The organism is Pseudoduganella sp. R-43, from assembly GCF_049913255.1.
Classification (GTDB): domain Bacteria; phylum Pseudomonadota; class Gammaproteobacteria; order Burkholderiales; family Burkholderiaceae_D; genus Rugamonas.
This window is the reverse complement of sequence record NZ_CP183988.1, coordinates 3,331,401-3,346,583: the sequence shown is the minus strand read 5'-3', so window position 1 is coordinate 3,346,583 and position 15,183 is coordinate 3,331,401. Positions and strand designations below refer to the sequence as shown.

The 15,183-nt window shown below is 65.5% G+C and carries 14 protein-coding genes; all 14 read left to right on the top strand.

The window, feature by feature from the left end:
• Positions 1 to 134 precede the first annotated feature (134 nt).
• Genes ACN9M3_RS15385 through ACN9M3_RS15320 form a run of 14 tightly spaced genes read left to right on the top strand, consistent with a single transcriptional unit; the run spans position 135 to position 15,182 of the window.
• Positions 135 to 1,019, top strand: a complete 885-nt coding sequence (locus tag ACN9M3_RS15385; protein WP_426323584.1) for an ExeA family protein — start codon at positions 135 to 137, stop codon at positions 1,017 to 1,019.
• Positions 1,016 to 2,833, top strand: a complete 1,818-nt coding sequence (gene mshL / locus ACN9M3_RS15380; protein WP_426323582.1) for a pilus (MSHA type) biogenesis protein MshL — start codon at positions 1,016 to 1,018, stop codon at positions 2,831 to 2,833. The genes ACN9M3_RS15385 and mshL overlap by 4 nt, the downstream gene beginning before the upstream one ends.
• Entirely contained in the window at positions 2,830 to 4,569 is a 1,740-nt protein-coding gene (locus ACN9M3_RS15375) for a hypothetical protein (protein ID WP_426323580.1), read from the top strand. The genes mshL and ACN9M3_RS15375 overlap by 4 nt, the downstream gene beginning before the upstream one ends.
• A gap of 6 nt (positions 4,570 to 4,575) precedes the next feature.
• A complete protein-coding gene (locus ACN9M3_RS15370) occupies positions 4,576 to 6,270 on the top strand; it encodes a GspE/PulE family protein (protein ID WP_426171973.1) in 1,695 nt (564 codons plus the stop codon).
• A gap of 1 nt (position 6,271) precedes the next feature.
• On the top strand, positions 6,272 to 7,468 hold the full coding sequence (locus ACN9M3_RS15365; protein ID WP_426171972.1) for a type II secretion system F family protein: 1,197 nt from the start codon (positions 6,272 to 6,274) through the stop codon (positions 7,466 to 7,468).
• A gap of 4 nt (positions 7,469 to 7,472) precedes the next feature.
• The gene (locus tag ACN9M3_RS15360) at positions 7,473 to 9,017 is read left to right on the top strand and encodes a hypothetical protein (protein ID WP_426323577.1); all 1,545 of its coding nucleotides are present in this window, start codon (positions 7,473 to 7,475) and stop codon (positions 9,015 to 9,017) included.
• On the top strand, positions 9,014 to 9,640 hold the full coding sequence (locus ACN9M3_RS15355) for a hypothetical protein (protein WP_426171969.1): 627 nt from the start codon (positions 9,014 to 9,016) through the stop codon (positions 9,638 to 9,640). Before ACN9M3_RS15360 ends, ACN9M3_RS15355 begins: the two co-directional genes overlap by 4 nt.
• Complete coding sequence (locus ACN9M3_RS15350) at positions 9,637 to 10,164, top strand: hypothetical protein (RefSeq protein WP_426323574.1); 528 nt, start codon at positions 9,637 to 9,639, stop codon at positions 10,162 to 10,164. Before ACN9M3_RS15355 ends, ACN9M3_RS15350 begins: the two co-directional genes overlap by 4 nt.
• On the top strand, positions 10,148 to 10,843 hold the full coding sequence (locus ACN9M3_RS15345; RefSeq protein ID WP_426323572.1) for a hypothetical protein: 696 nt from the start codon (positions 10,148 to 10,150) through the stop codon (positions 10,841 to 10,843). The genes ACN9M3_RS15350 and ACN9M3_RS15345 overlap by 17 nt, the downstream gene beginning before the upstream one ends.
• Positions 10,840 to 11,541 carry a type II secretion system protein gene (locus ACN9M3_RS15340; protein WP_426323570.1) on the top strand — a complete coding sequence of 234 codons (702 nt, stop codon included), beginning with the start codon at positions 10,840 to 10,842 and terminating at the stop codon, positions 11,539 to 11,541. The genes ACN9M3_RS15345 and ACN9M3_RS15340 overlap by 4 nt, the downstream gene beginning before the upstream one ends.
• A 22-nt stretch (positions 11,542 to 11,563) precedes the next feature.
• Complete coding sequence (locus tag ACN9M3_RS15335) at positions 11,564 to 12,112, top strand: prepilin-type N-terminal cleavage/methylation domain-containing protein (protein WP_426323568.1); 549 nt, start codon at positions 11,564 to 11,566, stop codon at positions 12,110 to 12,112.
• 7 nt (positions 12,113 to 12,119) lie between these two features.
• On the top strand, positions 12,120 to 12,839 hold the full coding sequence (locus ACN9M3_RS15330) for a histidine phosphatase family protein (protein WP_426323566.1): 720 nt from the start codon (positions 12,120 to 12,122) through the stop codon (positions 12,837 to 12,839).
• Positions 12,840 to 12,869: 30 nt separating this feature from the next.
• The gene (locus ACN9M3_RS15325; protein ID WP_426323564.1) at positions 12,870 to 13,940 is read left to right on the top strand and encodes a phosphotransferase; all 1,071 of its coding nucleotides are present in this window, start codon (positions 12,870 to 12,872) and stop codon (positions 13,938 to 13,940) included.
• Between the two features lie 9 nt (positions 13,941 to 13,949).
• Positions 13,950 to 15,182: an acyl-CoA dehydrogenase family protein gene (locus ACN9M3_RS15320; protein WP_426323562.1), complete on the top strand. Its 1,233-nt coding sequence runs from the start codon at positions 13,950 to 13,952 to the stop codon at positions 15,180 to 15,182.
• Position 15,183: the final 1 nt, after the last annotated feature.

Below are 15,183 nucleotides of genomic sequence, written 5' to 3'. Positions count from 1 at the left end.
CGAACGAATCGTGCAAGCAAAGCAAAACTCGTTAATAGATTCACCACATAGCGTGGCTGGAGGGCGACGAATTCTTGCGATACGTGCTCCAATTGCAGGGCCTATTCCAACCCACCCGATGCCTGCACGCCGCCATGTACCAGCAACATTTTGGCCTGCACGAGGCCCCCTTCGGCATTACGCCGAACCCCGCTTTTTTCTACAGCGGGAATACGCGCGGCGAGATCCTCTCCGCCCTGCTCTACGCGGTCACCCAGGGCGAAGGCATCGTCAAGGTGACGGGCGAGGTGGGCTGCGGCAAGACCATGCTGTGCCGCATGCTCGAAGCGCGCCTGCCGCGCGGCGTCGACGTGCTCTACCTCGTCAATCCCACGCTCGGCCCGCAGGAAGTCCTGCACGCGATTGCCGCCGAGCTGGGACTCAACACCACTGGCCGCCGCGCCGATCAGGTGTTGCGCGCCTTGCACGCGGAGCTGATCGCCCGCCACGCGGCCGCGCACCGGGTCGTGCTGCTGGTGGAAGAAGCGCAAGCCATGCCGCTTGAAACGCTGGAAGAAGTGCGCCTGCTGACCAACCTCGAAACCGCCCGCAGCAAGCTGCTGCAGATCGTGCTGTTCGGACAGCCCGAACTCGATGAGCACCTGGCACTGCCGCGCATGCGGCAACTGCGTGAACGCATCACGCACAGCTTCAATGTGCCGCCGATGCCACGCGACCAGATCCCCTATTTCCTCTCGCATCGCTTGCGGGCCGCCGGTTACCAGGGTCCCGAACTGTTCACCCGTGGCGCCGTGCGCCTGATCGCACGCGGCTCGCAGGGCATCGTTCGGCGCATCAATGTGCTGGCCGACAAATCGCTGATGGCAGCCTATGCCGAAGATTTTCCTTTTGTAAATTCGTACCACGTGCGCCAGGCGATTGAGGACAGCCGTTATTCGTGCGCGGCGGTTCCGGGCAATCGCAGTATGATCGTTTTCGATAAACTCCTGGCAACTTGCTTCAGGCGGCGATCAGCATGAAGAACCTGACGGCTTCCCTGTTATGCGTCCTGCTTGCGGCTTGTGCGGCGCCGAAACTTCCCTTGTCTCCAACCCATGTGGCCGAGCCAGAGCCGGTGGCGGGTGCGATTCCGGAACCGGTGCAGCAAAGCGCCGCACTTGCGCCGCCCCGGCCGGCAGCGCGGCAGGAGACCTATAGCGTGTCGGTGCACCGCGTGCCGGTGCAGTCGGTCCTGTTTGCGCTGGCGCGCGACGCGGGACTAAATGTGGACGTGCATCCCGCCGTGGAAGGAACGGTGACCTTGAACGCGCTGGACCAGACCCTGCCGCAATTGCTGGCACGGATCAGCAAGCAGGTCGACATGCGCTACGAATTGCAGGGCAACAACCTGCTTGTGTTGCCGGACCAGCCTTACTGGAACCATTACAAGATCGACTACGTCAATATCGCCCGCAGTACCAACAGCAGCGTGAACATCGCGACGCAGATTTCCACCACGGGCGGCTCGGCCTACAGCAGCAGCGGCGGCACGCCTTCCAACCCGGTGCCGGCAAGCAGCAGCTCACTCGGCAACGGCGGCAACAACAATTCGACCACCTCGGTTGCCAATCGCTCGGACAACAATTTCTGGTACAGCCTGGAAAAGAACGTGCGCGACATGCTGCGCCCGACCACGCTGAATGACCAGCTCACCGACCCTCTTGCGCAGATGCGCGAACAGGCCAACGCCATGGTCCAGCAGATGCAGGCCGGCGCCTCGCCCGATGCCGGCTATCCCGGCGCCCAGGCGGCTGCCGCGCAAGCAAGAACCCCGGCCGGCGGGCCGGGCGCCAATACCGCTTTCGGCGCCAGCCCAGCCTCGCAGGGACGCAATGCGCCATCGGTGATTGCCAATCCCGAAGGCGGCCTGTTGTCCGTGCGCGCCACCAGCCGGCAGCATGAAAAGGTGCAGGAATTCCTCGACATCATCATGTCCACTGCCAAGCGCCAGGTGCTGATCGAGGCGACCATTATCGAGGTCAAGCTCAGCGACCAGTACCAGCAGGGCATCAACTGGGCGCGCATCAACAACAACGGCAAGCTGGGACAGGGACAGGTCGGCACCACGCCACTGCCATCGGGCGTGGCGCCGAACGGTTCGGCCGGGATCTTCATCTTCGACTATGCCAACCCGACCACGCGCTTCGGCAATATCACGGCTACCATCCAGTTGCTTGAGTCATTCGGCAAGGTGAAAGTGCTGAGCAGTCCCAAGATCAGCGTGCTGAATAACCAGACTGCCTTGCTGAAGGTGGTTGACAACAGCATCTTCTTTACGCTGAAAGTGACGCCGGCCGTGCTGACGTCCACCGGCACCATCGCGACGCCCGCGACCTATGAATCGAAGGTCGAGACCGTGCCCGTGGGGTTCGTCATGAGCGTGACGCCGCAAATCTCGGCAGAGGACGAAGTCACGCTGAACGTACGGCCGACCATTACACGGATTGTCGACTACGTGGAAGACCCCAATCCTGAACTGAGCAAGCAGAACGTCAAGAGCCGGGTGCCGGTGATCCAGGCGCGCGAAATGGAATCGATCCTGAAAGTCCAGAGCGGCCAGGTGGCCGTGATGGGCGGCCTGATGCAGGATTCGGTCGACAACAAGAAGGACAGCATCCCCCTGATCGGCTCCGTGCCGCTGCTCGGCAACCTGTTCTCGTACCGGAACGAGACTGCCAGCAAGACCGAATTGGTGATCTTCCTGCGGCCTGTCGTCGTGAAGGACGCCAGCCTGGCAGGCGAATACCGCAACTACCGCTATCTCATGCCCGCGCGGCCGGCGGGGGAGCTATGAGCTTGCTGATGCAGGCCTTGCGCAAGGCTGAACGCGCCCGGAACGGTCATGACGCAGAGCTCGATCATGGGCGGGAGCAGCAGCCGTTCGGCGCCGATGCCGTGCGATCACCTCCGCCAATCGAGGGCGGGCCGGCATTTGCCGTGATGCCCGATGTGTGGCGGCTCGAACCTCTCGATGCCGAGCCGCCTGTCATGGCGGCGCAGGAAGCCGTGCATGATCCGGTACCGCCGCAGGCACGCCATGAGCCAATGCGGCCAGCGGCCGAATCCCGCCTGCCGCCAGCGGCCAGCACCGGCGACAGCCTGCGCGCATCGGCATCCCCTGGCTACGCCGCAGGCAACAGCGTTGGCGCCGCCGGTCCTGGCGTCGGCCCCGGCGGGGACCCTGCCGCCCGTCCTGGTCCCGCACGCAGGCCGGGCTTGTCCCGTGCAGCCGCCTCGCCCCAGCGCCGGCTTGCCCTCCTGGCAGGGACGCTGGCTGCCTTGCTTGCAGTATTTGCCTTCATCTATTGGCGTGCAGTGTCGGCCCCGGGCCCCGGAGCGCGCTTGCCCATGGTTCCGATGCCGGCGCCCGGATCAGCGCCAGTAGCACAAGCCGGCGCGCAGCAGGGAGCACCGATACCTGTGACGCCTTACGTCACGCCGCCGGGCGCTGATCCAGTCCTGCCGGCCACGGCGCCCGCCAGCGTCGCCGGAGCAGCCGAAGGCGGCAGCACGGCCGCAGCCTCAGGCGCCGGAAGCGCAGCTGCGAACGGTACTGCCAGCCTTGCCGCCACAGGCGCACCCGACAGCAGCGCAGCGGCCACCGGCACTGCGACGGCTCCCGGTGCAAAAGCACCGGCCACCAGGCCTGCTGCCGATGTCACCATCCCGACGCCCGAGCAACTGGCAGCCATCACGGACCCCGCGATTCGTGCGGAAGCGATGCGCGATGCCGCCGAACGCGCGGCCCGCCAGGTCCGCGCGGAAGGCACTCCGGCGCCGGCCCATGAATCAGCCGCGACGCGCGCGCACGCAGAAGAGACTTTCAAGGTACGCCGTTCGGCACCGGCTGCCCGGCCCCAGGGCGAAGCAGGTGCCGGCAGCGAACGCGCCGCCACCGTACAAACCGCCGTCGGCGAGCAAGGCAAGGTGCAGTTTGTACGCGGGACAGGATCGGTACAGGTTGTGCCTGCCGTGCAGAACGGCTATGCTGCCCTGCAGTCCGGCGACTTGGCCACGGCCCGCCAGCAATACGATCTCGCCCTGCTGCAAGACCCCAACAACCGCGACGCGCTGCTCGGATCGGCCGCCGTGGCGCTGCGCGAACACGATGGCAGGCAGGCATCGGGCAATTACCTGCGCCTGCTCGAACTGGACCCCAACGACCCCGAAGCCCTGGCAGGCCTCACCGAACTGCGGCCCGGCGACTTGCAGGCCGATGAAACCAGGCTGCGCGGGCTGGCGCGCCAGCATCCCGACTCCGGCCCAGTGCAATTCGCCCTTGGCAACCTGTTTGCGCGCCAGGGACGCTGGCCGGAAGCCCAGCAAAGCTACTTCCGCGCCTTCAGCGCCATGCCCGAAAACGCCGACTACGCCTTCAACCTGGGGGTTGGCCTGGACCGCATGAACCAGCCGCGCCTTGCGCAAACCTATTACCGGCGCGCGCTCGAACTGGCGCAGGCCAGCCCTCCCGGCTTCAATGTCGATACAGTCCGCAAGCGATTGCAAGCCCTCGAAACGCCGCCCCAATAAAGCACAATGGCCGACACGCAGAAAATCCCGCTCGGCAAACTGCTGATCCAGAAGGGCGTCATCAGCCAAGACCAGCTCCGGATCGCACTGACCGAGCAAACGCGCAACAACGAACCCCTGGGCAAGTTGCTGATCGCGCTCGGCTTCGTGACGGAAGCGACGATGCGCGAGGCGCTCAGCGAAAAGCTCAATACACGCTCGGCGGACCTGAAAAGCCTGGTGGTCGACGCCGTCGCGCTCAAGCTGATTCCCAAGGAGGTGGCCAAGCGCTATCGCGTCTTCCCCATCGTGTATGAACGGGCCACCGACGAACTGGTGCTGGCCATGTCCGACACCACCAACATCGTCGCGCTGGACCAGATCAGCGCCATGCTGGTCAAAGGCATCACGCTGGTGCCGCTGCTGGTCAACGACTCCGACATTGCGTACGCGATCGACCACTATTACGGCTTCGAGCTGTCGATCGACGGCATCCTGCATGAAATCGAAACCGGCGAGGTCACGCTGGACGCTTCCTCCGACGAATACAGCCAGCCCATGGTGCGCCTGATCGACGCCCTGCTGGCCGACGCCGTACAGAACAGCGCCTCAGACATCCACTTCGAGCCCGAGCACAGCTTCCTGCGCGTGCGCTACCGCATCGACGGCATCCTGCGCCAGATCCGCAGCCTGCACCGCTCCTACTGGCCTGCGATGGCGGTGCGCCTGAAGGTGATCAGCCAGATGAACATCGCCGAAACGCGCGCGCCGCAGGACGGGCGCATATCGATCCAGTTCTCAGGCCGCCAGATCGATTTCCGCGCCAGCAGCCAGCCCACCACCCACGGCGAAAACATCGTGCTGCGCGTGCTGGACCGGCAAAAAGGGATCGTCCCACTGGAAAAGCTGGGCCTGGCCGAGCACGAACTCGATGTGCTCAAACTGATGATCGCCCGTCCCGACGGCCTGATCCTGGTCACCGGGCCCACCGGCAGCGGCAAGACCACCACCCTGTATTCGATCCTGAACCACATCAACACGGAATCCGTGAACATCATGACGATGGAGGACCCGGTCGAATACCCGATGCACCAGATCCGCCAGACCTCGGTCAACGAATCGGCCAAGCTGGGATTCGCAGACGGCATCCGCTCCATGATGCGGCAAGACCCCGACGTGATCCTGGTCGGCGAGATCCGCGACAAGGAAACCGCGGACATGGCGCTGGCCGCAGCCATGACCGGCCACCAGGTCTATTCCACGCTGCATACCAATTCCGCCGTCGGCGCCATCCCGCGCCTGCTTGACCTGGGCGTGGTAGCCGACGTCCTGGCCGGCAATATCATCGGCATCATCGCCCAGCGGCTGGTGCGCAAGCTGTGCCCCCACTGCCGGCAGGCAGTCGAAGCGGACGAGCTGGAACGGCGGCTGCTGGGGCTTCCGGCCGACCATCCGCCGGCCACCATCTACCGCGCCGGCGCCTGCGACCGCTGCGCCCACCAGGGCTACAAAGGGCGCATGGCAATCATGGAGCTGCTGCGCATGAACGGTGAACTCGACGACATGGTGGCGCGCCGGGCGCCGGCCCGCGAATTGCGCAATGCAGCCGGCGCCGCCGGCCTGCATTCGCTGGTCGACGACGGCATGCGCCGTGTGATGGAAGGCCTGACCACGCTGGACGAAGTCTCGCGCGTGGTCGACCTCACTGACAGGTTGAGCTGACATGCCCCAGTTCATCTACCGCGCCATGGACGCCAACGGCAGCATCGTGCCGGGGAATATGGACGCGCATAATGTGCCGGACCTCGAGTTGCGCTTGCAGCGCATGGCGCTCGACCTGATCGACTACCGCGAAACACGCCGGCGCAAGCTGCGCATCGGCGGCCAGCGCGTGACGCGGCGCGACTTGATCAACTTCTGCTTCCACCTGGAGCAAATGAGCAGTGCCGGCGTGCCGATGCTGGACGGCTTGCGCGACTTGCGCGACAGCGCCGACAACCTGCGGCTGCGGGAAATCATCACCGACCTGGTCGAAAAGATCGAAGGCGGCCTGCAGCTCTCCAACGCCCTGGCCTCCTATCCGGAAGTATTCGACCAGGGCTTTACCAGCCTGGTAAGGGCCGGCGAGCAAAGCGGCAAGGTCAACGAGATCTTCCGCGACCTGGCCGAGAACCTGAAGTGGCAGGACGAGCTGGCGGCACAGGCGCGCAAGGCCATCACCTACCCTGCTTTCGTACTGGTGATCGTCAGCGGCGTACTGTTTTTCCTGATGATCTACCTGGTTCCACAGCTGACAGCCTTCATCAAGAACATGGGCCAGGAACTGCCGCTGCACACGCGCGCATTGATTGCCTTGTCGGACATCTTCATCCATTACTGGTATCTGCTGCTGGCTTTGCCCTTTGCGGCCTGGTGGCTCCTGCGCTGGCAGTTGCGCACCAACGAGCGCACGGCCTTCGCCTTCGACCGCCTGCTTCTACGTACCGTCCCGGTTCTGCAAAAGCTGATCATGGCGCGCTTTGCGACCTATTTTGCGCTGATGTATGCCGCGGGAATTCCCGTGCTCGAATGCATACGGCTCTCGGAGGGAATAGCAGGCAACCGCGTCGTGGCAGCCGCCATGCGCCGCGCGCGCGAACTGATTTCGGAGGGACACAGCGTTGCGGCAGCCTTCAGGCAGGTCGAGCTGTTTCCGCCGCTGGTGGTGCGCATGCTGCGCGTCGGGGAATCGACCGGCGCTCTCGATGCGACGCTGCGCAACGTGGCCTACTTCTACAACCGCGAAGTGCGGGAACGGATCGAACGCATGCAATCGATGATCGAACCGGCGATGACCGTCATCCTCGGCATCCTGCTGGGATGGATCATGCTGTCCGTGCTCGGCCCGATTTACGACACCATCAGCTCAATCAGGATCTGATGCCATGACCCGCAAACTCCTCCTCCACCTGACCGGCGAGCGGCTGTGCTGCTGGCTCTGGGAGCGCGGCAGGCTCGGGACGGGGCCGTGCTTCGATCCGTCGCCGGATGGCTGGGCAAGTTTCGCCACCTGGCTCGATGGCCGCCAGGACACGCCGGCCCTGATGCTGGCCGACCTGGTGGAAGAGGACTTCCAGCGCCACCTGCTGCCGCACGTTGCCGGCCGCGCAGGCCTGGCCATGCGCGAACGCCGCCTGGCGCAGTCATGGCGCGACACGCCTTTCCGCTGCGCGCACATCCAGGGCCGCGAGGAAGGCGGCCGGCGCGACGATATCGTGCTCCTTTCGGCCTTGACCAACCCGGCCACCCTGGCGCCCTGGCTCGACGCGCTGGAAAGCCAGCGCATGCCGCTGGCGGCGCTGTATACGCCTGCCCTCCTCAGTGGCGCCTTGCTGCCGGAACAGGCGCGGCAGGAGGCGCAACTGTTGCTGGTGACCGAGCATGGCAGCGGCATACGGCAGACCTTTTTCCAGCACGGCAAGGTGCGCTTCTCCCGGCTCGCCCAGGCGGCAGTCAACGCCGAGCAGGAAGCCGAACGCACCCGGCAGTTCCTCGTCGGCGCGCACATGCTGGGGCGCGACGTGCCCTTGCAGGTGCTGGCCCTGCTACCGCTGGCACGGATCGCGTCGCCACCGGCGGCAAATCTTTCGCCGCTGCTGGACTGGCGGGTCATGCCTTTGGGAGAAGCGGCGTCACTGCAACGGCTGGCTGCTTGCGACAATCCCGATGAAGTATTCCTTGGCCTGGCCGCGCGCACGGCGCCGCCCAGCCACTATCCGCTCGGGCCGCGCCGGCGCTACTACAGCCTGTGGCGCACACGCCGAAGCCTGTACGCTTCAAGTGCGGTCATGGCGGCCTGCTGCCTGCTGTGGACCGGCGCAAACATTGCCGGCTACTCGCTGGCGCGCAGCCATACGCAGGCATTGCAGCAGGAGACGCAGGGGTTCACGGCTGCCTATCGACGCAGCATGTCGAGCATGCCGCCGGCTGTCGACAAGACCGCCAACATGAAGGCGGCCGTACAGATCGCGCAGATGGTGGCTCGCCAGGGGCCATGGCCGCAGGCAGCGATGGCCATCCTGAGCGAAGCACTGGAGCGTTCGCCGCAGATCCGTCTCACGCAGCTCGACTGGCGGGTCAACGCACCGGGCGTCGTGCCGGTGACCGCCAGCAGCGCCTTTCCCGGTGCGGCCACCACGCCGGCCCTGGTGGCGCCGCAATCGTCCATGCTGATCGGGATACCGAAGGCGCCGCCGCAGCAGGTGCGGCTGCAGGCCGAGGTCCTGGTGGAGCAGGACGACTATCGCAGCGTGCTGCTCAGCATGAACCGCTTTGCGCAGGAACTGGCGCGCACGCCCGGCATGGTGGTGGAAATCGAACAGCTGCCCTTCGATATACGGCCCAACGTGAAGCTGAGCGGCAAGGCCGGTTCGCCGGCTGGGCTGGGCGAGCGCGCCAAATTCACTTTGAATCTCAGGTGGTCGCCATGACGGTGTTACGCGAGTTCTCCTTGCTGCGCAACGCCGTGCTGGCGTTCCTTGGCACGCTGGCAGTGTCGCTTGCCGCGGTCTTCGCGAGCTCGTGGCACCTGAGGCGCGTTCATTTCGAGGAGGCTGCGGCGCTGCTGGAGCGTGATGCCGCGCGCTTGCGGCTTGCCCATGCCGAAACGGAAAAGGAAGAAATCCGCCAGTACCAGCCGCAGTTCGTCGAATTGCGGCGCCGGGGCCTGGTGGGACCCGAACGCCGGCTCGACTGGGTGGAGGCGATCCGGCAGATCCAGGAACAGCGGCGCCTGTTGCCCCTGACCTACGAGATCGAGGTGCAGCAACCGTACCGGCTCGAGACGAGCTTGCCGACGGGCGAGTATGCCTTGCTGGGCAGCAGGATGGCCTTGCATATGGATCTCCTTCATGAACTGGATCTGCTGAACTTCCTGTCGGATCTGCGGCTGTCAGGCACCTTTGCGGTCCAGGACTGCGTCATCCGCCGCGCCGCCGGCGCCGCGCCTGTGGCGGGCGTGCTGTCGCCGACCCTGAATGCCGACTGCACCCTGAACTGGCTGACGCTGACGCCGGTTTCCGCTTCGGCCAAGCCGCAGCGAGGGTCGTCATGAAAACGGGATTGCCGGCACTTCTCCTGCTGCTGGCGACGCAGGCCGGCGCGCAGGGTTTCGTCAGCATGGGAAGGTTGTTTACCATCCCGGACGAACGTGCGCAGCTCGATACGCAGCGCAACCAGGGCACTCTTCCCGGAGCGGCGGCCGTCCCGGCACCGGGAGGCAACGCCCAAGCAGCCGGCCCGGTTCCTGTCGCACCGGGAATGGAGGCATCGGCGCATTGCCAGCCTGGCTCTGCGCCTGGATGTCCGCCGGCTGCGGCGCCTGGCACGGCGGCAGCCGAAACGCCTGGGGGCCCAGGCGCTGGCGAGACTGCGCCGCCCGGGCTTCGTCTGGGGGGCGTGATCCGCCGCAGCAATGGGCCCACGATGATCATTGTGAACGGCGAAGCGCAAGCCGCGCCGCCGGGCGGGGTGATGCGCGGCTCGGTCACCTTGCAGGCGGACGGGCGGTCCGTCGTGCTCAAGCCCGGCCAGCGCTATGACCCGGCAACGGGAGAGGTCCATGAAGCGGCACGCTAGACAGCGCGGCGCAGCGCTCCTGACGCTATTGCTGATCGCCACAGTGGCGCTGTCGGCGGTCTTGCTGTCGGCATTCAGCGGCGGCAGCGGTGAGCGCGCCCGCGAAGAGCGCACCCACGCCTTGCTGGCGCAGGCCAGCGAGGCGCTGGTCGGCTTCGCCGCGGCCCATGGCCGCCTGCCGCGTCCCGCACCGGCCGCACCCGCGCCGGGGATGGGCGAGGCCGGGCGCGAACGGACAGCGCCCTGCGCCACAGAGGCCGACTGCACCGGCCTCCTGCCATGGATGGATCTCGGGCTGCCGGCCGCGGACAACTGGGGCCGCCATTTGCGCTACAGCGTAACGCCAGCATTCACGGTCGCGCCCCTGGCACGCACTGCGCTCATCGCCAGCAAACGCGTGCTGTCGCGCGACGCGAGCGGCACGCTGTTCTTCGTCGCCGGACAGGATAACTGCTCGCTGGCCGCACAGTGCGCACCGGCCGTCATCTTCTCGCGTGGCCCCAGCGATGTGCCTGGCAGCCAGGACGAAGCCGGCAACCTGCAGGCCGCCACCGATTTCATGCAGCGCCCGCGAAGTGCGCAGGCGAATGCTCCCGGCGGCGCCTTCGACGACCTGCTCGCCGCCGTGCCGCTGCAAGCACTCTATGAAAGGATGGCCGCCGCCAAGACCCTGCCATGAGAAAGCAGACAGCCTTCACCCTGGTTGAAATGGCGATCGTGCTGGTCATCGTCGGCTTGCTGCTGGGCGGCATGCTGGCCCCGTTGTCGGCGCAGATGGAACAACGGCGCACCGCCGACACCAGCAGGGCGCTGGAAGAAGCGCGCGATGCGCTGGCCGGATTCGCCGCCCGCAACGGCTACCTTCCCTGCCCCGCCATCTCCGCCTCGAATGGCCTGGAAGACCGCAGCGGCACGCGCTGCAGCAACGAACGACGTCTCGGATTCCTGCCGTGGGCAACCCTGGGCCTGCCGAAGCTCGACGCCTGGCAACACCTCTACCTGTACAGCGTCACGCCATCCTTCAGCGACAGCGGCGCCCTGTTCCGCCTCAGCACCCCGCGCGACATCACCATTGCCAGCCGCGATGCCAGCGGCGCGCTGGTGCCGGCCAGCGGGCAGAACGATATTCCCGCGGTCGTGCTGTCGCAAGGGCGCAATGGCTTCGGCGCCTTCAGCGACGTCGGCGTGCAGGCGGCCGACATGGGCCAGGGCAATGTCGACGAAAAGGCAAACTTCCAGGCCGACGGCCGCATGTTCATTGCACGCGACCGCGCCGACAATCCCGCCGCCGCGGGCGGCGCCTACGACGACATCGTCGTCTGGCTGTCGCCCAACATCCTGTTCAATCGAATGCTCGCAGCGCAAAGGCTGCCATGACATGCAACCCAAGGAGAGCGCCATGAGACACCGCGGCTTTACCCTCGTTGAAATCGCCATCGTCCTGGTCATCATCGGCCTGCTGCTGGGCGGCGTGCTGAAAGGCCAGGCCCTGATCGACAGCGCCAAGGTCAAGAGCATCATCCAGCAGGCTACTGCCCTGCAGGCGGCCGTCAACTCCTACCAGGACCGCTTCCGCGCCCTGCCCGGCGACGATATCCTGGCCACCACCCACGTTCCCGGCGCGGCCGGCAACGGCAACGGCGACGGCCAGATCACGGAATACCAGCTGGCGCCGCAGCATCTGGCACTGGCGGGCCTGATCACCGGTTCCTACAACGGCACCACCGACTTCATGACCAGCGCCCAGGGCGGCGCGGTGTACATCTACAACGACGTCGTGGGTGGCCGTGGCGGCAACGGCATCCGCTTCGACAACCTGCCCGACACCTTTGCCGAGCAGATCGACGCCAAGCTGGATGACGGCAAACCCGATTCCGGCAACGTGCGCGCAACTGGGCCTTATACTAATAACGGAACCATCATTACGCGTCTCGCAATCTTCTTCTAACGGACCTATGACAGCAAACCCTGAACGGCGCCGCATCTTCCTGATGCGGCATGGCAGCGTCACCTATTTCGACCAGGCCGGCAAACCCTACCTGCCCGAAACCGTCCCCCTCAACGAGGCCGGCCGCGCGCAGGCTGCGGCCGCCGGCCAGGCCTTCGCCGCCGATGGCATCAAGTTCGACCGCGTCATCGTCTCCGGCCTGCCGCGCACGGTCGAAACTGCGCAGCGCGTGCTGGCGGAAACCGGCCAGCAGGTACAGCTCGAAACCTGGCCCGAGCTGGCCGAAATCCGCGGCGGCAAGCTGTCCGGCATCCCGGACGATCAACTGCGGGAAGCCTTCACCGGCGCTTTTGAGGGCGTGGTGCCGGAGCAGCGCCGCTTCCTCGGCGGCGAATCGGTCGGCGAGCTGATGGACCGCATCCATCCCGCCATCGCCAGGCTGCTGGCCGACGATGGCTGGGATACCGTGCTGCTGGTCCTGCACGGCGGCGTCAATCGCGCCATCCTGTCCTATGCCCTGACCGGTGGCCAGCGCCTTTTCCTCGGCAACCTGTCGCAGGCTGCCGGCTGCATCAACGCCCTCGACGTGGGCCAGGAACGGCACGACTGGATCGTGCGGTTTTCGAACTTCGCCCCGCCCGCGCCACTGCAAGCGGCCACCCGCAGCACCACCATGGAGCAGTTGTTCAAGGAATATTCCAAATCCCGCTTGCTTTCCCGCCCATAAAAATAGTACGATCGTTCGGAAGGAGGCATTATGTTCGAAGAATTCATGGGCACCAAGGAGGTGTCGGAGCGCCACCGTTTCGACACCGCCACGCTGGACGCATACCTGCGCCAGCACGTGGAAGGCTATCCGCAGGGCGAATTGAAGGTCGAGCAGTTCAAGGGCGGCCAGTCGAATCCCACCTTCAAGCTGACGGTCGGCGGCCAGCAGTACGTCCTGCGCACCAAGCCGGCTCCGGCGGCCAAGCTGCTGCCATCCGCCCACGCCATCGAACGCGAATTCCGCGTCATGGACGCGCTGCACAAGGCAGGCTTCCCGGCGGCCCGCCAATACTGCCTGTGCATGGACGAAGAAGTGATCGGCCGCGCTTTCTACGTGATGCAATTTGTCGAAGGCCGCGTGCTGTGGGACCAGTCCCTGCCCGGCATGACGCCTGCCGAACGTGCTGCGATCTACGATGAACTCAATCGCGTCATCGCGCAGCTGCACACCATCGATTACAACGCCATCGGGCTTGGCGATTACGGCAAGCCGGGCAACTACTTCCAGCGCCAGATCGAACGCTGGAGCAAGCAGTACAAGGCATCCGAGACCGAGACCATCGAGGCGATGGACCAGTTGATCGCCTGGCTGCCTGCCAACATCCCGCCCGGCGAGGACACCTCGATCGTGCACGGCGACTACCGCCTCGACAACATGATCTTCCATCCGACCGAGCCGCGCATCCTCGCAGTGCTGGACTGGGAACTGTCGACGCTCGGGCATCCGTTTGCGGACTTCAGCTACCACTGCATGAGCTGGCACATCGAGCCGGGCAAGTTCCGCGGCATCGCCGGCCTGGACCTGAAGGCGCTCGGCATTCCCTCGCAGCGCGAATACATCGCGCGCTACGCCGAACGCACCGGCAAGGCAATCCGCCTGGAGGACTTCAACTTCTACCTCGCCTTCAATATGTTCCGCCTGGCCAGCATCATGCAGGGCATCATGAAGCGCTACGTGGACGGCACGGCATCCAGCGCCCAGGCACTGGAATCAGGCAAGCTGGCCCACCCGATGGCGGCCATGGGCTGGGTCTATGCCCAGGGCAAGGCAATCGAATAAGGAATCGGCATGGACTTCGACTACTCCCCGCGAACCAAGGAATTGCAGGCGCGCCTGCTGGCCTTCATGGACCAGCACATCTACCCGAACGAGAAAGCCTTCCATGAGGAGGTGGACCGCAACGGCCGCGAGAAAGGCAACCGCTGGATTCCCACCGAGCTGATTGACCGCCTCAAGCCGCTGGCCCGTGAGCAGGGTTTGTGGAACCTGTTCCTGCCCCGCTCCAGCCGCGCCCCGGAAGGCCTGTCCAACCTCGATTACGCCCCTTTGTGCGAAATCATGGGCCGCGTACCGTGGGCGGCGGAAGTGTTCAACTGCTCCGCACCCGATACCGGCAATATGGAAACGCTTGAGCGCTACGGCACGGAAGAACACAAGCAGCGCTGGCTGGAACCGCTGCTGCGCGGCGAGATCCGCTCCGCCTTTGCGATGACCGAACCGGCGGTGGCATCGTCCGATGCGACCAATATCGAAACGCGCATCGAGCGCGACGGCGACCACTACGTGATCAACGGCCGCAAATGGTGGATCTCCGGCGCCGGCGATCCGCGCTGCCAGGTGTATATCGCCATGGGCAAGACCGATTTCAGCGCCCCGCGCCACGCGCAGCAGTCGATGGTCCTGGTGCCGGCCGATGCGCCGGGCCTGACGGTGCTGCGTCCCTTGCCGGTCTTCGGCTACGACGACGCGCCGCACGGCCACTGCGAAATGGTGTTCGAAAACGTGCGCGTGCCTGTTTCCAGCATCCTGCTCGGCGAAGGGCGCGGCTTTGAAATCGCCCAGGGCCGCCTCGGTCCGGGCCGCATCCACCACTGCATGCGCGCCATCGGTGTCGCCGAGCGTGCGCTGGAACTGATGGTGCAGCGCCTGACCTCGCGAGTTGCATTTGGCAAGCGGCTGTCGGACCAGGGCGTGTGGCGCGAACGCATCGCCGAATCGCGCATCAGGATCGATACCGCGCGCCTGCTGACCCTGAAAGCGGCCTACATGATGGACACGGTCGGCAACAAGGTCGCCCAGTCCGAGATCGCCATGATCAAGGTGCTGGCGCCCAATGTGGCGCAACAGGTGCTCGATTGGGCGATCCAGGCCCACGGCGCGGCCGGCGTATCGGACGATTTCCCGCTGGCCTACCAGTGGGCGGGCAACCGCACCCTGCGCCTGGCCGACGGGCCGGATGAAGTGCACCGCAACGCCATCGCCAAACTGGAGATTGCGCGCTTCTCGTCCACGACAAGCTAAG